This window comes from Shimazuella sp. NTD248 (assembly GCF_059510395.1).
Genome location: NZ_JCAJZT010000003.1, coordinates 409,130 through 427,866, shown reverse-complemented (window position 1 = coordinate 427,866; position 18,737 = coordinate 409,130). Strand labels below are relative to the sequence as shown.

The window sequence follows — 18,737 nt, the reverse complement described above, 5'->3', positions numbered from 1 at the left end:
GGATTTGATGAAATACTACAAAAATGTTAGTGAAGTTCCTAGTGTAAATGTAGTCAATACATTAATAATACAAGACCGATTGGATTCAAAGTATTATTCTAACTTTCACTTAACTTTAATTGACAAATTAATTCAAAGCAGTATGCAAATAAAACCATTAAGTGAAATATGTTCAAAGATTACACAAGGTCCAAACCCTGCTTTTATTAATAATCAGGAAGGAATTCCGTGCTTAAGAACTCGTAACGTATACGATCAGTATATAACCTTTAAAGGAGCTAATTTTGTATCCGAAAAAGAATATGAAAACCTAAAGAGATTTAAAATTAATTTTGGAGATATCCTGATTGCAATACTTGGTGAGGGATCGATTGGTAAAAGTAATATCTATACAATAGACCAGGAGGCTATATTTAACAGACCGATTGGATTAGTTAGAATAGAACATTCAAAAGCTGATCCTTTTTATGTAAGTGCATATTTAAGAAGTTATTATGGAAAGAAATTTTTAGAAAGAGGAATATCTGGTTCTTCAGGACAACTTGTATTGGGGATTGAGTATTTAAAAACTATTCCAATTCCACTTCCCAGTTCAATGATTCAAACATATATAGGAAATAAAATCCGTAAAGCAGAAAAGTTACGTAAAAAAGCAAATGTATTAAAAGAGGAAGCTGAAAGGATTTTAAGTAAGGCTATTTTAGGAGAAGATATTCTGAAAATCTTTAGGAAAAATGCTTCTCTTACAACATGGGTAGACCAAGAAATAATTCAAATTAGAAGGCTAGATGCTGACTTTTATAAAAAAATTTATGTTGATTTTGATGAGTATATTCATCTGAATAAGGATAAGTTCATTAAACTTAAAAACATCGCAAGGTTATCCAAAAATAGAGCTGACCTTTCTAGATACAGGGAGAGACTCACATATTTGGATATAAGTTCTTTAAATGAGGAAACTGGATTGTTTGAAAAAAATGAAATACCTACAAATGAAGCACCTAGCCGTGCGCAAAAACTAGTATTTTTAAATGATATTTTGGTATCAACTGTAAGACCAAATAGAAAAGGGATAGGTATTGTAACAAATGATTTTGACCAGCAAGTTGCATCAACAGGGTTTGCAATAGTACAAGCTGAAGAAAATCCTTTCTTTCTATTATTATTACTTCAGAACGATATAGTTACAAAGCAATTAATTCGATACACTTCTGGTGGTTTATACCCAGCTATTAGTGAAGAGGAATTAATGGAGATATTTGTGCCTATTTTGGATAAAGATGTAATGAATCATATAGACGAAAAAATTAAGCAGTATTATTTTAATTTAGAGGAATCCAATACTCTGATTATACAAGCCAAACAAGACGTAGAATCTCTCATTGAAGGTACCTTTGATGACTCGAGAATTTTTGATACAGAAATTACTTGTTGAAAGGAGGTTTCTTTTTGGATGTAAAGAAGTTGTACCAATGTCTAAAACAACTATATGACTATGGAGAATGTAAGTATCATGATTCTCTTTCTTTTCTTGAAAAGCAGTTCCTAGTCGATCAAGAACAAAATCGATACATAATCACCAATAATTGGATCACTTTCGGTCAATCATTTCAATCAGAACATGATCACTTATTATCCCTATTCTGTTTTCAGGATTATTATCAAAAATATCTTGTAGAGGTTGCACTTTTAACAGCATTAAAGATGAGTGAAGTAGAGGATCAAGTGGGAATCGAGGAATTTGTAAGTCACTTACCTAAACTTTCAGTATATGCGATTTCCGTATTAATAGAAATAAAAGCAGATAGTGGTTTTTCCATTGTACAGTTAGAAGAACGCTTAAAGAAAAAGGAGGATCAATATCAAAGTTTAGATCGTTTGATATTTGATGGTCCACCTCATTATCAGCGAATCATGTTTTATCTCAAACATGTACAAGCGTATAAAGAGGAAGAAGTTACGGAAAATATAGAACTTGGCAGGAAAATCGATGAAAAGTGGCAAAAGAGAAGAAAGATTTGTGCAGATTTATCTCTTGCTCCATTAAAAGAACGACCTCTCCATACTCTCGTTCCCACTGTGCCAGAAAGTAAAATGATAGATCACCCACAATTTCAACATATCTTTACATTTCCTTGGAAGTTATTTGTATTCTTATGTTGTATTGTACGTGAGAATTTTGAAGCACAAGGAGTACAAGCGATTCGTTTTCAAGAGGTAGGAAATGGAGTGGACGTATTATTAACATCAAATAAATATCGACAATACAGCTATGGAAGCATTGATGAATTTGCAATGGGCTTCTGCAAGGCAAATCAATATCAGTTGTTTCCATACGAAGTAAGTAATTTACAGACAGTTTTTCAAAATCTTGTTGCGCGGAAACTACTTACTATTGTAGATGATGAATATCGATTACCTACAACTATCGAAGATTTGATTTATCATACTCGTCTATATATACCTCTTATTGCAGAGAGTAAACAACTTAGAAGACAAATGGAGCAATGGATTGATGAATTGAGGGAAAAATAATGAAACACGTTCGCCTTTCAATTGAACGCTTTTGGATTGAACCTGGCAACTTTGAATTGTGGTGTGAGCTTTTATCACGTATACCACAACAAACAGAAGCAAAGTCAATGAAAGAAATTGCTGCATTATATTTAAATAAGGACGTCATTTTCAAGGATAAAAAGCTGGATCGTTCAAAAGAATTATTTGGATTACTTGGCTATGAGTATTTTAACAGAACTGCTCAATTTGAAATAAAAGGTGTCTTTTTCTTTGAACGAATCGATGGATATTTACACTTAACCGAAGATGCAAAAAAGCTTGTACGTTCTTATCAAAATGATGATGGATGGGAAGTTTTGTTAGCAAAGCAGTTGTTGCGTTTTTCACCAAGAGTTAGAGCAATCATTCATATACTCCTAAATGGGGGTTATTTTATTACGAATGGTGCAACTTTAGACTTTATTGGAAAATGGAAACTAGATATGAATGGTGTATCTTATCAGCCTTTTGCAAATAATCCACAGAAAAATGCTATGAACCATTTGCTTGATCAGTTTAAAGTAGAAGCATTAGGTAGCGAATGGATGAGAGTTCTTCAGGAGAAAGAGATTGAGTTGGAAGAAGGATGGTCATTTATAGGTTCAGGTGGAACAAAACCTGCTATGACCAATTTATCTGCTTTTATGCGTGCTCCCATGCAGATATTTGATTATCTTGATTGGTTTATTAGAGCTAGAGATGGAAAAGTAACTTTGAATCAAGAAAAAATGACGAATGACATAGATGATTTAAGTTATTTGTTTACGATTACTCAGACACAATCAGAAGATGAACTACTAACATTAAAAGAAGTTATTCATTATCTTTCTGACGATCAAGGTTTTTTTCCGCTCGAACCTACTTTGGAACGATTATTAATAAAACATTATCCAAATTGGGATAAGGGGCTATCTCGATTTGTTGATTATTATGTTACAAATGGTATAAAAAAGGGGTATTTCACTGTTGTTGCACATGAATCAGGACAACCACGTCATGGTAGAGGGTATCTTGGAAAACGAGAGTATCAGTTAATAAAGCTTGATATTCACTGATAAGGGGTGTTCATTATGAATAAATCAATTTGGTTGAAAGATGGGGTTTCTACGTTTCCTGTGTTGCAGCCCATGGTTGGGCAGTTTGAATTTTATCAAGCATATCAGAATTTCCTAAGTGATATCAAAGAAGCACCCATGTCTCGTATTTTTACATTGATCGCCAAATGGGGTATTGGTAAATCAAGAATTGGTTACGAACTTATAAGCGAAGTACTTGGTGTGGATAAGGGATGGACAATTCGAAATAGTAAGGGGGAGCTACAAACTGTTCGTCTTTTAAGAGAAAACTTTGAAGATCAAATATTACCTATATATATTCGTTATGAACAAATGAATGAAGATTATTTGTATGGGGAGAATTGGGTTGGATATGGTGCATACATTGCTCTGTCGAAACTGGCAAATGAACATCTGGAAACAACCATTCAAGGAAGTATAATAAAACATTTGCAGAGTCATCTGCTCCCACTTGGTTTTTCGGCGAAAAAATTAGGTGAAATCATTGAAAAAGGACAACATTCTATAGAAGAATTGCTAGGCGATGATATTCGATTATTGGATAAACTTGTTCAAAAAGGTATGGAGTACCTTAGCCAATTTGCCATAAAACATTTGCATATTATTGTTGATGAAGTGGAGTCTGAATATGAATTGTTTCAAGATGGAATTTATGAAAATAATGAAGAGCGAAAAAAGAAACTTGATGGTGAAGCGATAAAAGTGATCACTTCTGCCATTAAGCATGAAGATAGCCGTTCTAGGCATCCTAATATTTCGTTCTTATTACTGTGCTCTCCAGCAATCGGAGATCAAATCAAATCATTAGAAGCATTAGATCGTCGTGGAGATAAGCTAGAAATGACACAAAATTCTTATGCAGATATCTCTGATTATATTGAATCATTACAAAGAGAAGACGGAATTTGTCAATATCCGGAAGGATTGGTTGAAGCAGCTTATACGATTGCAGCAGGAAATTTTGGATGGTTCAATGTTATTATGGCTCATTGTGATCAATATTTAGACAATCATCCTGATGCAGAGGCTGGACAGGTATTACTTGATTTAGCTCATTCTGTACCACGTTTTAAAGACAGTTTAATTGATATTTCGCAATTTGATTATATTGATTCAAAGCCTATTTATCAACCATTGTTAAAAAAGGCTTTATTACGTCAATTACCAATGCCTAAACAGGAGTACACGGAACAAGAACAACAAATATTACTATCTGCAAAACATATTGAAGGGATTTCTTTGTTTAAGGAGTTTATTTCTGTTCCACTTACCAAAAATGATCTTGGTTTTTACCTTATAAATAATAAGTATCGTTCTGAATCAAATCATTTGTTTGTAAACGAAACGACGGGTGAATCATTTAGTCTTGATGTTTTAATCCGTAGTTTAGGGACATTTTCCATTAAAGCGCCTGATAGTTGTCTTATTATTGGAAAAGAAAGAGAAACATTCCTTGCACAGGTCCGGACACTCTATCCAAAGGATGAAGTCGTAAATGCTGCTGAAATATTATACAGCTATATCGAACAGAAAAAGGACCAGTTTCTGCAACAAACTTTTATTGGACCTAACTTTGCTTTCTTAGAGCGTTTGAATCGTCGATATTCAACACAAACAGGGATTTCAAACTATTTGTTATTAGAGGAAAAAGATCAGGAGTTACAACAATTACTAAAAGAACAAAAAAAGGATTATAAAAAGGATATTGAGAGAACAGTTTTAGGGTTTACGAGAGTATTAGAACAAGATTACCCCAAAAAAACTGAAACACTAAAGATAAAAGGGCAAGTGTGTGGACTTAGGAGTTATGTTGAAAGAGATATTTACTTAGGGGTTCATCCTAAAAAAGTAGTAGATGTCATATGGGCGAGTCGTCTAGAAAAATTAAGTGATCTTGTAGAGAGTAAGCTTATTGAAATTGGTGTACATCCCATATTTATTCTGTCTTCTACGGCCGAAACCGAAATGGATATAAGCAAGTTCAAGCGTGATTATCCACTTGCGGGTAGATGTGTGATCTTTTTTCAAGTAACCAATTTGCAAAAAAATGTGTTAGAAGTATTATCCCTTGAGCGTGAAGTTTTAGATATACGTCCAGTTGCTCATCAGTTAGCAACACCTTTTAAAGCGAAAATTCGAGCATTACGTGATGAAATAGCTAAAGTTGTAAGGATTTGGTTTGAGCATATAGATCAGCAAGGGTATGTATTAAGACCATTAATCTTCACAAAGGCTGAAGAAGATAACTTGCCCCTGTTGGCAGATGGGTATTCCAAGATGTTAATTCATGGTGCAACTTCTACAGAATTAGGCATCAAACAAGGAATTAAATTTTCTGAGAGTGAGAAATATAATCGGTTTTGCCAAGTGTTAAAAGCGACAGAAATTCGAGCAAAGTTAGAAAAAGATGGTTTTGAAGATGCTAAATTATTTGTAAAAATAAGTGAAGCTGATTATGAGGTCCAAGTGCCCGTTACATTTGCTACATTGTTAACTTATATCGGCAAGACTCGGCGTATTTTTAAAGATATTCAAAACACATTCTTTTTTAATTCTGTTGATACTATCAAACCAGCCAGAATTGTTGAACAATGGATTTACTTTTTACAAAGCTTAAAAGTTGTTGAGGTTCTAAGCGGCACTCATGTACAAAATGTAATGAAAACCACATTAGAAATACAACGTGATAAAATTCAGAAATGGCGAGATGAAGTATATGACGGGCTAGTGGATGAATTTAAACAAACTATTGATAAAAATAGACTGGGGATACTAAAAGATGATAAATACCGTGGTCGATTAGATGTTATTAATGAAGCATTGAATGAAATCAACCTTTTATCACTACAAGTAGATACCGTAAACCCAATGGATACATGGAAAGAGCAATTAAAGATTTTACAAAAATTTCATACTGAATGTAACTTTGTTTATGATGAAGAACAATGGAATTCCCTTCAATTTAACGAACGAATGATTAGTTCGTTAAATATCTCAGACCATGAGATTCCAATTTGGAAAAAGTTGCGTCTTGTTCAGTTGTTCCATGATTATATTTCGACATTGCAAAAAAATATCCTAACTAAATTAAAGCAGAAACTTGAATCTATAAGAAAAAATAGTACTTATGAAGACTATGTTTTACCTATTATCCCTTTTACGAGTGCTCTCGAACGATATCAAACAGAAATTGAGTATGCGAAAGATTATATAGAATCTTCTAAACGGGAAACAATGGTTGCCCAATCAGATAGTCTAGCACACCATCTATGGTTAGCTCGATACAATGAGGCAATAGATAGATTGAACATGATGATTGGTGAAATTGGGTTGAGAAAGGAAGGACAGAACCAAGTTGAATGGAAGGGTCATAGTGGAATATCTGGTCGTTACGATGGAATGTTTGAAGTGTTTAAGCAAGTTATTAATTATTTTATTGAACACCAACCTAAGATTCAAAAATGGATATCCTACTTTGAGTTAACATCTACTGAAGTAAAACAAAGGGTTCAGTTTGACCAACTGGAGAAAAATTATCATGAAATACAGATGTTTCTAGAAGTAGGGTATGATCAACAAATTGACGATTATTATTATGTACAGAAAGGTAATCCTACTCGATTGATTGGGTATAGTGAAAAGTTATTACATGAGCAGAAAAAGAAGGTTACATCTTTAATCTCAATGCTTAGCCACTTAGAAAGTTCAATGAGGAAAATACGTGATGAACATTATGATCAAGAATTAATTGATTCAATTAACTATATCTATCGTGTTCAAAACAAATCTCTATATCAACCAGAAATAGGCTCAGCAGTTCGTGAGAACACCTATGAAAAAACAATAGAAAATGTAAGAAAAAAAATGGAACAGTTAGAGGGAGAGGGTAGACAATTTTTCGTAAATAAAAATGCTCAATTTGTTCGGTTTGAGTTTTTTAAAGAGGTTGTAAAGAACAAGGCAGATATTGATTGGAATAGTTATCCCCGAGAAAAAGAGGAACTCGAAAATTTTGGTCTCATCAAAACAAAAGTGGTGTTGCTATAGTGAACATCCAAATTATTAAGAGATTTATCAAGAGAACGGAATATAAAGTGTTAAAGGACTGGGTAAGTGTAAATGAACGAAATATAGATGATTTAATGTCAGGTGTTTGTGTGATTCCTGCTATCATCTTGCTAAAGTTATCCGAAAGGGAATTGCATTCACTTAAAAATTGGTGGGAACAATGGGGGAACCAACTCATTGTTTCTCCTCCTTTTCATCAAATGGATGTTGTTTCATTGCTTCAATTACACGTTGATTTATCGATTCGAGCAATTGATACTAAATCATTCCATAGCCTTCCAGTCGTTGAAGCCATTAGCACGAATTCAAAACCTAAGTGGAAACTAGACGATGGGGGGACAGTAGCTGTTGATCATTATGAGCATTCAGGAAGTGGATGTATTACTTTTACTACTATTCCTTTACTAGATTATCGATTATGGTCTCAGCAAGATATTTGTAGAAAATTATTTTTTGAACTAATAAATGTGAGAACTGGTGAGGAAATAGCTAACATTCAAGTAAGTTCTGCTCTAAATCCAGTTCATGAGTATATACTCATACTTGCTTCCGCAAAAGTATTAAACCCAACAAACCTTTCAAGCCAACTCAGCTATTATTTTAAAAGAGAATTATCACAGAATAAAGCTTTAGAAGTATTTCAACAGTTGACTATTAGGGGTTACTTAGATAATTCTAACAAACTAACAAATAAAGGGGAAAAATATATCAATTTAAAAGGATATAGTGTGTTCGTTCGAGAGATAAAAAGAAGGAGGTATGATGATGGAGAATGGAGATAAGAGAAACGATATATCTATCGCTAGTAGTCTAGTAGCAAAAGTGCAATTGGGTTTACCAAGTACGGTTTCACAATTAGGGGCTAAAATGCGTTTTATTGATCAAATAGCCCCGAAAATTCGTAATAGTGGTGTAATACGAACAGTCACCAAGAAAGTCCCACTCACCTTAAATGCCACAGGTATTGCAACGGCAAGTAAAACAATCCCTGCTTTTGGTGGAATTCTATATAGTGCAGGGGCTTTACGTCAAGATCTTTCGATACAAGATGGAGTAGTTTATCAAACCTTTCAGGATAGTATAGTTGATATGGATGAAGCAGATGATATTGATGTAACTCAAAAATTAAAATTTGTTCATATTCATCAAATGTATGATTTATTAGAAGAATTAATAAAAGAATCTACTGGACCAGAACTAGTTATTGTGGATACACCTTTATTACTAGAACGAAGCGATGCTCCATTAGAAACTTATGAAGAACTTCATTATGAATACACTAATTGTAAAGAGAGAATTGAACAATTTTGGAAGAAATATAAAAATGAAATTTACCCTTTTCGTTCTAGTGGAATCAAAATTGTTTCTGTTAGTTCTAAACGTTTTGGTTCTGTTTTCTATGGATTAGAATCTCAAGATACAGACAAATATGTGATTGATCCATTGGATAATTTAGAACTTTCAGCACTTAGTATGTCTTTTAATAAGATAAAAAAAGTAGGTTTAAAAAAATTATTGCATGGAGTTTTAACAAGAGGTACGAGAACAGCTGCATATGAATATGATCTGCTAACTTCAGATAATAGACTAGAACCAAAGTTTGTTAGAGAACTTGGGGTTATCAATTTACATTTTCGTGCAGGCGTGAGAACAATGCCTCTATTAGTTGAAGTAGTTGGTCATAAAGGAGATTGGAGTACTCAGTCTATCGATAAGCTAACTTCTGATTTGATTTCGTTATATACAATAGATCAATCAAAAGCTCTACCATTGCCTCTTTGGTATGCAAGTCATGGATTAAAAGCAATTAAGACTGGTACAATCATTCAATATTATAAGACACAGACACAAGAAATGATTAAAAACGAAAAAGTAGAAAGTGTGTGGACCGAAGAAATTGATTTGTTTGAGGAGGAAACTTATGAATCAAGATAAATATATTGGCAAGTTAATTGGGAACACTGGAAATCCAAACGATTTAAAAATGATTCTCCAAGATAGTTTTGTTGCCAGACGTGGTGAATTTGTTAAGATTGCTCATCAAGAACGACAGGATGAGGAAGTAACATACGTTCTAGGGCGAATTACATCTATATCAAGGAGCAACATTCTCTATAACAGTGACATGGGAGATGGATTAAATTCGATTGAGTTATTGCCAGGAACACAAATGACAGGGGAAACACTTTTTGGAACAATTGATCTTGTAGGTTATAAAGAAGCAAGAACTGGTCAAATCCGTATCCCGAGAAGACCTCTTGATCCGGGTAGTAAAGTATTAGGAGTTGATTATGAGTTTTTAGCCAAATTTTATCAGTTCGACGAGAATAAAAGTATCGCAATTGGCAATCTAATCGGCTATGAACGTGGGGAAAATATAGTCCCTGTATATATGGATGTAAACAAATTGGTAACAGAGCACTTAGCTGTTTTAGCAATGACCGGCTCAGGAAAGTCATATACTGTTGGACGTATTATTGAAAGATTGGTTGCTCAAATGAATGGAACCGTAGTGGTTTTTGACACTCATGGTGAATATGGAAAAGCTTTTGAAACAGGAATTGTTCATTTTAACAATGATTTAGAACAGATCGAAGATCCGAAAGAGAGAGGAAATATTTTATTTATTCAGGAAAGGTTAAAAAAGTTGCAAGAAGCTGGTGGAGGTATTAAAGTATATACTCCGCAAATAGAGGATTTTGATTATAAATACTCTAGTAAAAACAATCACCTTGCTTTGCAATTTGACCGTTTTGAAATGGATGATTTTGAAGAGATTCTGCCAGGTCTTACTGAACCCCAACAAAGAGTATTGGATGTAGCACTTCGCTATTGGAAATTCAAGTATCCACATTCACCAAGAGATATTAATGATTTGCGGGATCTACTGTCTGGAGATTTAGAAGAACTAAAAAGTTGGGATGATCTGTCAGATGCTGAATCACGTGCACTAAATGGTAGAAGTGCTGCTGTCGCATCTATGAAACTAAAACGAGTTATTAATGAAGCAAGAAGTTTTTACACTAGGGCTATTGGCGAAACAACTGATATCTATCAGTTAATAGGTGAGATGAATGAAAAAAATGGACGGTTAATTATAGTCGATTTACAAGGATTATCAGATGATGCTAAGCAAATTGTGACAGCGTTAGTATCTAGTGAAATTATGCGTGCTGCTGGAGATAAACAACGACCTATTCGCCCATGTTTCTTAGTTTATGAAGAAGGACATAACTATGCGCCAGCAGGGATTCCGACCATTTCAAAAAAAATCATAAAGAAGATTGCGGCAGAGGGCAGAAAATTTGGTGTTGGGTTTGCAATTATTTCACAACGCCCATCAAAATTAGATGCTGATGTGACTTCACAGTGCAATACGATTATTACAATGCGTTTAAAGAACCCAGACGATCAACGTTTTATTACAAAAACTTCAGATATGCTTACAAAAGCAGATATTGATGAACTACCTGCACTATCAACAGGTGAAGCGCTACTTACAGGTCGTTCTATTCCAGCACCATTATTAGTTAAGGTAGGAACTAAAGCCCTTGTTCATGGTGGTCAATCACCAGAAGTTGTAAAAGAATGGGGTGTTTTTAATAGGTAAAGAAGAAATAAAAGAATGGATTATCCTAGAGTTTGAAAAGGGTAATATTCGTGATACATGGTTCCCAATGCTATCTGTTTCAGGTGTACGAGATTATTCAGAAACTGTACATTCTATCGGGTTAAACTATATTACTGAAATTGGAAGGAAGTTGGATGGATATATTGCGGTATCTGAGTGTCCTGTATATCCAGTTAATGAAGAATTTAGTCATAGCATTACGCGTGAAGTTCGACCTGATTCTATTTGGTATAACAAAGAGGACCTCAAGCCCGTATTGGTTTGTGAGTTTGAACGGTTTGAAAATTCCAGAACCAAAAATGATAAATTAAAGGAGAAAATCGAAAATTTACTAATCGCTTATCATCAGCTCGGTGGCAATCTACCCATTATATTATTTGTATATTGGTCTTACAGTGGAATAGTACCAAAAGATATTGAGCGAATTATTTCTACGTTGGATGAAGGTTTTCGACTTTCAAATGGCACATATATTAGTGGGATTAATTCTTTTGATAGTGATTATTTGGTGTTTCAAGCTGTTGCCAAAGGTTCCAAAGAAAAATTAACAATTAATCAATGGATTCAGGTGAAGTAGTATGGCACGTAAACGATATGTATTAAATTTAACAAGAGATTTAGAATTAGGCGATAAGTATATTTTACAAGAATATGTAAGTGAAGGGACTTTTGGACAAGTATGGAAGGCTGTTCGGTCTAATGATAGTCAAACAGTTGCCTTAAAGATACCAAAAAGCCAAGAAAAAGGCGATAAAGTGTTAGCTGAAGGGGTAAAGTTAAAGGGCTTCTCCCATCCTAATCTTATTCAGATATTTGATATGGGACGAGTTGACGGATACTTTATTATTGAAATGGAGTATTTTGAAGGTCATCCTCTATCCCAAGAGATAACAGATACTGGACTATCTTCCCTTCGCACATTTGCAACAGTGTATGAAATATTTGAAAGAATACTAGATGGATTAGAGTTTATGCACGAATTAAAGATAGTTCATGGTGATATTAAACCAGCTAATATACTCATTAAAGATAGCCAAGTGAAAATTACCGATTTTGGAACAAGTCGCCTAGTTGAAGATGTTTTTGTTAAAACGATTGATGGAGCAGGTACTTATGCTTATATTGCTCCGGAAGTTGTAAATTCAAAAGAAAGATATCTAAATTCAGATATTTATTCACTTGGGTCTATTCTTTATCAATTTCTAACAGGGCAGACACCGCATCATACTTTTTTAGAGGTTATTCATAACAAGCCATTTCCTCGTCCAAGAGAATTAAATAAGTCAATCCAAGAAAAAATGGAGCAGGTCATTCTAAAAGCTTTAGCACGTAATCCAAAAGATCGTTATCAAACAATTAAAGAGTTTCGAAATGATTTTAAAGAAGCAGCAAAGGAGCAACTAAATCAAAATTTAACTGAGAAGTTTATACCAAAAACAACCCTTGTTGAAAAAAGGGATGCTCTTGAATTAGCAATAACAAATTGCAAGTTAGGAAAATTCAAACTTGCTGAGAAGATTTTACAGGCAGAGATTGCAAATAACCGTGTATATCCTGACCTACTTCTTCAGTTATCATTTATTTATTTTAAGACGGATCGTCGTTTTGAAGCATTGAAAACTCTAGATGCCATTAGTGTAAAAGAAATCGAAGAGACAAGAAGGGAAAAGTTTATCATCACTTTGAAGGAACTTAAGGCAAGAATATTGTTCTCCATAAAAAAATATGAAGAAGCTCAGAAAATTTATGAGCAATTAGTGAAACGGGAACCAAAATCTATTGATTATCGCTATCGTTTATCGATATGCTATGGCTTGTGTAACCAAGAAGATATGGCTATACAGCTTTTAGAGGAAATAAATCAAGAGACACCTGGGGTTTGGATAGTAGTAAAAAAATTAGGCCAAGCGTATGAACAAAAAAGGGAATTCGAAAAAGCTAGAGGTTATTTTAAGTATGCTCATAGATTAAACCCAAATGATAAAGAAGTGAAAGAGAAATTGGACAAGTATGATTTTTATTTATAAAACAATTTAGGTTATATTAATACAAGTGTGAAACATATGCAGGATTATTTAAAGACATTCATTAGCCTTCCATGTGGGGCTAGTTCAATTGAGCCTTGTGCTTTCCCGCCTCGTTATAGAGGGTATCGATCCTCTCTTCGTATTTTTTATATCTTGGTATATACTTTCGATCGTCGACAAACAGTTGAAATAAGTTCTGCAAATCCTCTCGTTTCCAGTTGCACAGTTGAACAGGGTGAATTTCGTATTCACTTGACAGTTGGGAGATTGATTTTTCTCTTTTTAGTATATTCAGAACAATCTAGGATCTGGGCTTCGGTGAAAACTTTCACCTTTTACCCATGCCTGCCTTATTTAGCGGCTCCTTTTTTTTGTCTAGTTTTCGTAGTCCATTATATACATTTTTCAAGGCATTAGTGATAAACAATCTAATTAAGTGATCTTCTATCATATCTAATCATTTCAAGTCATGCTGTTTTGATAAACATAATTTTTTTAGCATAATTATGGTTTTCTTGTTGGTCACGTAGGGAATTTTATAATGGTGAAAAATACAAAATAAATAGTCCGTTAAAAAGGCTACTTTCAATAGATAAAACTATTCGTTTAAAAAAATCTGGACAAATCCGCCAATTTAATTTACAGTTTCTGTATATATTTAGAATTAATGTCTTAGTTAACTCAATTTGTTTATAAAGGAAGGAAGAAGAAATGCAAAAAAATACATTAAGGATTAGTGAAGCAGCCAATTTATTAGGTGTCAATGTCAAAACATTGCGTAGATGGGAAGAAAGAGGGATACTAACCCCAATTCGAACAGCTAACGGACATCGACGATATCGTATAGATAAAATTGAAGCGATTCGTAACGATAACTTTGTTTTGAGAATCAATATTACAAAAAGAAAAGAATTGGAGATTCGACAAACAGTTTCTCTTCTAGCAAAAGGAATATTAGAAATGGATAATTTGATTAAACAAAATATGTTGTTAGAATACCCAACCAATTGGTTAACAGCATCGTTACGACTACATAATCTATCTCTTGAAATGTGTGGTAAACCCTTTCCATTTAATATTTATGAACAACAGAAGTATTGGAAGATACCTTTGTATGAATGGCCAATCCCTAAATTTGCAGAAATTTTTGAAGAAGATGATGAAATGGAAGATGAACCTATTTTTTACGATGGAGAAATAACAGAATATTGTGTGGATATGGCAAGGGAATATGGTCAAGAAGAAGATAGAGATTTGATCATTTTTAAAAGATGGATGAAAGATTTAAAACAAAAGGCTTTAGTTCCAATAAATGAACAAGAAAGGATTCAATCTATTGAAGAATATAGGGAGTTAAGATCGTTTTTCCATCCTGATCAATCAATTTTAGATCTTAAACGGAGTCGAATAAGAACACTCAGTAAATTACCAGAACAGTATAGAGCAGAGATTGTTGAATTCTACGAGCCGATTCCTTTATCTTATATTTATTCGGAAAGATATGGAAGGAAAATCATTTATAAATGTCCTTACTGTGGTTGGACTCTGAGAAAGACAATGTATAGAAATGACGAGATTGATTGGAATTGTGGAAGTATTAAGTGTCAAAAAGCAATTGAGAGGAATCATTTAGGAAAAGTGTGGAGAAATCCTGAATCAATAGAATATGTAGATTCACTTGTCCGATTAAAGAGTGGAGTACGAGAATATATTACCGTTCCAGGGATTGCTGAATATCAATTGTATATAAAGTTAAAAGAGATCCCAGATATCCAAGTAGAACTTTACCCCGATTGTGATGCCTGTGATATCAGTATTCAGTTCAATAGTGGAGAGTATTGGTTAATCGATGTCAAAGATTGGGTAAGCTGCAAGTCGTTAGCTAGAAAATTAGTAGATAGTCCTCCATTTCAATATTACTCTCATCAAAATTGGTCACGAGCATGTGTAGTAATTCCAATGCATTATACTCAACGATACATTCGTCAATTAGTTAACCTACTAGATGAAGATATTTCTTATGAAGTTATTAGTTTTAAAGATTTTCTTTCAGAAGTAAAGAAGAAAATAGAGGTGGTTTAGTAAATGAGAGTAAGTGTTTCGCATGTCTTTAGTGGATTAATTAAGGAACTATCTAGGAAAGTATTACGATTAAATTTGGCAAAAAATATGAAAAAGGCCAGAAAAGAAGCCATTTGTATAATTGAAGTAGAACTTGCGATTTGTAGTATGAAGCTGTTATATCCAAGTGAAAAGAAAATCGAAGCGATACCTTTTCTTTTTTATAGCAGTGTGCTTCCAAGTATGGTAAAAAAATCGAAGGTTGAACAACATATTCTTGCAAACGTTCAAAGTTTATTGCCCCATTGGAAGGTAAAGAGATTAGTAAACCAAAAAATCTCCCAGTATATAGAACTCAAAGAAATAGGGTTGCATGTTTCATTCACTAATGGGTTATTTGATTGGAATAACCTCACTCATAAAAATCGAAAACAGGAATATGAAAACGTTTTAAATAACTATCTAGGATTAAAAGATCGAAACATTCAAGTATTGGAAAAGCAAAAATCAGAATTTTGGAGTAATTCTACTAACAGATTTGAGAAAATTCCAATACCTATATATTTAAGGACTTTTTATGTCCCAAAAGAACTGGATCTAGGACATGTAGAGAATCGTGAAGATATTACTATACCAGTTTCACAATTGCTTTTTACTGCTAAAGAAATGGACGATCTAAGACGGGAGAAGGAACTTCCAACAATGCATTGGTACGATAGAATGAAGCCTTTAGAATTTAACGAGGTAATAGATCAAATAAAGAAAACTGAAATATTGAACTTTAAAGGGACACAGCATTGGGTAGGTCCCCTATCTGTAGGGAAATCAAGTCTAATCGAAGTAGCAACGTATTTTATGGTCAAAACAAGAAAAGAAAAAGTAGCTATTATTGTCAAAGATATACAAGAAATGTTAACACTGGTAGATCGTTTTGATGAATTGGGTATTAATGCTATTCCAATAATGAGTCCAAGAAACAGAAAAAATCACGTAAAGCAATATTTGCAATCGATTGATGAGGAAGAAAAGTTAGGTAATGGTTTAGATATTTTTCAAAAAAAATCATTTAAGTATCTAACATTTGGTTGTCCTTTAACAAACGAAGGATCGTTAGGGAACTTAATTCAAGATTCACCTCCTTGTGAAACGCTGGTTGATCCAGATACTAGAGAAAATACATCCAAAATTAGTTATAAAATATGTCCATTTATCAACAAATGTTCTTATCACAAAGTGAACGATGATTTGGATAATGCTGAAGTTTTCATTAGCAATATGCAGAGTATTTTAACACAGAGGATTCCTGTTTCTAGAACAAGCAAAGATATTTTGTTTTTAGAGTATATCCTTAGAAAATCTAGCTTAATTTTTATCGATGAATCAGATCGTTGTCAGCATGTTACGGATGAGAAATTTATTCCAAATGAATCCCTAAAAGATGATTTGGGAGGGTGGCTTACAAAAATAGCTGATGAAGTGAAATCGGTTGTAAGAGAAAATCCCTCAATTCAATGGCATAATCCAGATATTCGAGATTGGCTATCAAGCTTAAAGCAGGCAGAATACGCTGAAAGTGAAATTCGATATTTACTTGAGAATAGCAGTACAAAAAAGAATATAAAAAGTTTTATGGATTCTAAATCATTTACAGGGAAACAATTACTAAGTAAACTTGCAATTCAATTGGTGTCGATAAAAAAAGATGATGGTTCTTTTGGATGGTTGGTTGAAAGTAAGGACAATGAAAATAAAGAGAAATATAATAAATATCTAGACTTGCTAAATCTATTTTTTGGTTTTTATGATGCTTACAAAGACGATGGGTTAGAGAAGCAGATAGAACTGACAGCGTCTCAAAATCAACTTTACAACATTACGGAGAATTCCGATTTTACACAACGAAAGGTATTGTTAGAAACTTTTCTCGGGGAGTTGATTACAGAAAAAGGATTGATTTGTGGAGACTTTACACAATTAGTGAACCGTTTTTCGTTTGCGTTATTTGTTTGTTATTTTGAAAAACGTTTGTACCTTCTTACTGAATTATATTCCCATGTGAAAGAATTTCTTGAAATCGGAAAGACGACTACCTCTGGTTCCTTTTTTTATAATCTTCCAAAAGATTATAGAGGGATTGTACCTATTAATCCGGTGGGAACTCAGTTTGGATTTCGTTATGAATATCAAGAAGATGAAGTGAAACAAGGTGGAGAGTTACAAATTTTTCGCTATCTCGGTATCGGAAGATATATAATTAATCACTTTTCTGAGTTGTTTTCCAATTTAGATGGAAAAAATGGTGCTCATACTGTTTTACTTAGTGCAACTAGCTACGCACCTTTGTCTCCTAAATACCACATTGAAGTACCTGTTCAATATATCATTTCTAAAAAAGGGCATAGGCAGGCAAAAGTTAAGTATGAATTTGTAAAAACAACAAAAGTATCAGGAAAACGTAATGGAGCCAGATTCAGTGCGTTAGAGGAACAGATTCAATTTCTTCTTCGAAACAACTATCTAGAAAATATTTTAGATAATTCACCTGAAGGTAGACAAAGAGCCTTGCTAATAACTGGATCGTATCAGGAAGCACTCCACTGCTTAGATGCATTTAAAAATACATCATTTTTTCAGGAAAGAAGAGTATTTGTACTTGTTTCTGGAAATGAAAAACAGGATGAAAAATGGAAAGAATTCTATATTGAAAGGCAAAATGTTTCGAGTTTTGCTAGTAAAGGCTTGAAAACAGTACTTATTGCACCTTTGTTATCACTTGAACGAGGACATAATATATTGACAAATGTTAATGGTGAAAAAGTGGCGGCATTTTCCAATTTGTTTTATTTGGTTCGTCCATTTCCTAGACCTCGAGATCTATTGGGTATGGCCAATCTGTTAAATGCATATGCTCTGTCGGCCTATAAAGATTCCCAAAATGAAAATGAATCACTGTACGAGGAAATGATGACAATTAAGAGAAAGGCTTATATCATTCAAAAAGAGTATTTTCAGCAGAATTGTGGGTATCGCTCACTAGGAGAATTACGAGATGGCCTTCTGATGGACACAAACACAAATTGTTCGCAAATCGAAGGAAGACTATTTAGAGGAATTGAACCTCAGGATGCAAATGTATTTTTCTTAGATGACAGTTTCTCACCTCTATTTGGAGAAGGAAAGAAGGATACCTTTAAAACAAGTATGTTAGAAGGATGGAAAGAAATTTTAAACAGACCTATGGAAAAGCCAGTTGATGAAGAAATAATGAGAATTTTGTATGGCTTTAGAATTGATGGTTTGATGAATATGAAGAGGTGA

11 protein-coding genes are annotated in these 18,737 nt (G+C 33.6%); all 11 read left to right on the top strand.

Features of this window, described 5'->3' with window-relative positions:
* The first annotated feature begins 7 nt into the window (after nucleotides 1-7).
* The 11 genes from AC5WOE_RS09265 (at nucleotide 8) to AC5WOE_RS09215 (ending at nucleotide 18,737) form a co-directional block, all read left to right on the top strand.
* Nucleotides 8-1,435 (top strand): restriction endonuclease subunit S, encoded by a 1,428-nt coding sequence (locus tag AC5WOE_RS09265; protein WP_496052442.1) that lies wholly within the window; start codon nucleotides 8-10, stop codon nucleotides 1,433-1,435.
* A 14-nt stretch (nucleotides 1,436-1,449) separates the two neighbouring features.
* A complete protein-coding gene (locus tag AC5WOE_RS09260) occupies nucleotides 1,450-2,535 on the top strand; it encodes a hypothetical protein (RefSeq protein WP_496052441.1) in 1,086 nt (361 codons plus the stop codon).
* A complete protein-coding gene (locus AC5WOE_RS09255) occupies nucleotides 2,535-3,611 on the top strand; it encodes a hypothetical protein (protein WP_496052440.1) in 1,077 nt (358 codons plus the stop codon). The genes AC5WOE_RS09260 and AC5WOE_RS09255 overlap by 1 nt, the downstream gene beginning before the upstream one ends.
* 15 nt (nucleotides 3,612-3,626) lie before the next feature.
* Nucleotides 3,627-7,679 (top strand): hypothetical protein, encoded by a 4,053-nt coding sequence (locus tag AC5WOE_RS09250; RefSeq protein ID WP_496052439.1) that lies wholly within the window; start codon nucleotides 3,627-3,629, stop codon nucleotides 7,677-7,679.
* Nucleotides 7,679-8,482: a hypothetical protein gene (locus tag AC5WOE_RS09245; protein WP_496052438.1), complete on the top strand. Its 804-nt coding sequence runs from the start codon at nucleotides 7,679-7,681 to the stop codon at nucleotides 8,480-8,482. Before AC5WOE_RS09250 ends, AC5WOE_RS09245 begins: the two co-directional genes overlap by 1 nt.
* Nucleotides 8,466-9,635, top strand: coding sequence for a hypothetical protein (locus tag AC5WOE_RS09240; protein WP_496052437.1), 1,170 nt, complete (start codon nucleotides 8,466-8,468; stop codon nucleotides 9,633-9,635). The genes AC5WOE_RS09245 and AC5WOE_RS09240 overlap by 17 nt, the downstream gene beginning before the upstream one ends.
* Entirely contained in the window at nucleotides 9,622-11,310 is a 1,689-nt protein-coding gene (locus tag AC5WOE_RS09235) for a helicase HerA domain-containing protein (protein ID WP_496052436.1), read from the top strand. The genes AC5WOE_RS09240 and AC5WOE_RS09235 overlap by 14 nt, the downstream gene beginning before the upstream one ends.
* A complete protein-coding gene (locus AC5WOE_RS09230; RefSeq protein WP_496052435.1) occupies nucleotides 11,294-11,908 on the top strand; it encodes a hypothetical protein in 615 nt (204 codons plus the stop codon). Before AC5WOE_RS09235 ends, AC5WOE_RS09230 begins: the two co-directional genes overlap by 17 nt.
* Before the next feature lies 1 nt (nucleotide 11,909).
* Nucleotides 11,910-13,358, top strand: a complete 1,449-nt coding sequence (locus AC5WOE_RS09225) for a protein kinase domain-containing protein (protein WP_496052434.1) — start codon at nucleotides 11,910-11,912, stop codon at nucleotides 13,356-13,358.
* Nucleotides 13,359-14,069: 711 nt separating this feature from the next.
* Nucleotides 14,070-15,440, top strand: a complete 1,371-nt coding sequence (locus AC5WOE_RS09220) for a restriction endonuclease-related protein (protein ID WP_496052433.1) — start codon at nucleotides 14,070-14,072, stop codon at nucleotides 15,438-15,440.
* 471 nt (nucleotides 15,441-15,911) lie between these two features.
* A complete protein-coding gene (locus AC5WOE_RS09215; protein WP_496052432.1) occupies nucleotides 15,912-18,737 on the top strand; it encodes a hypothetical protein in 2,826 nt (941 codons plus the stop codon).

What these genes read in the sequence shown, in the direction of transcription:
- AC5WOE_RS09225 (WP_496052434.1), top strand. Translation starts at nt 11,910, where the DNA reads ATGGCACGTAAACGATATGTATTAAATTTAACAAGAGATTTAGAATTA.
- AC5WOE_RS09255 (WP_496052440.1), top strand. Translation starts at nt 2,535, where the DNA reads ATGAAACACGTTCGCCTTTCAATTGAACGCTTTTGGATTGAACCTGGC.
- AC5WOE_RS09240 (WP_496052437.1), top strand. Translation starts at nt 8,466, where the DNA reads ATGGAGAATGGAGATAAGAGAAACGATATATCTATCGCTAGTAGTCTA.
- AC5WOE_RS09235 (WP_496052436.1), top strand. Translation starts at nt 9,622, where the DNA reads ATGAATCAAGATAAATATATTGGCAAGTTAATTGGGAACACTGGAAAT.
- AC5WOE_RS09265 (WP_496052442.1), top strand. Translation starts at nt 8, where the DNA reads ATGAAATACTACAAAAATGTTAGTGAAGTTCCTAGTGTAAATGTAGTC.
- AC5WOE_RS09220 (WP_496052433.1), top strand. Translation starts at nt 14,070, where the DNA reads ATGCAAAAAAATACATTAAGGATTAGTGAAGCAGCCAATTTATTAGGT.
- AC5WOE_RS09250 (WP_496052439.1), top strand. Translation starts at nt 3,627, where the DNA reads ATGAATAAATCAATTTGGTTGAAAGATGGGGTTTCTACGTTTCCTGTG.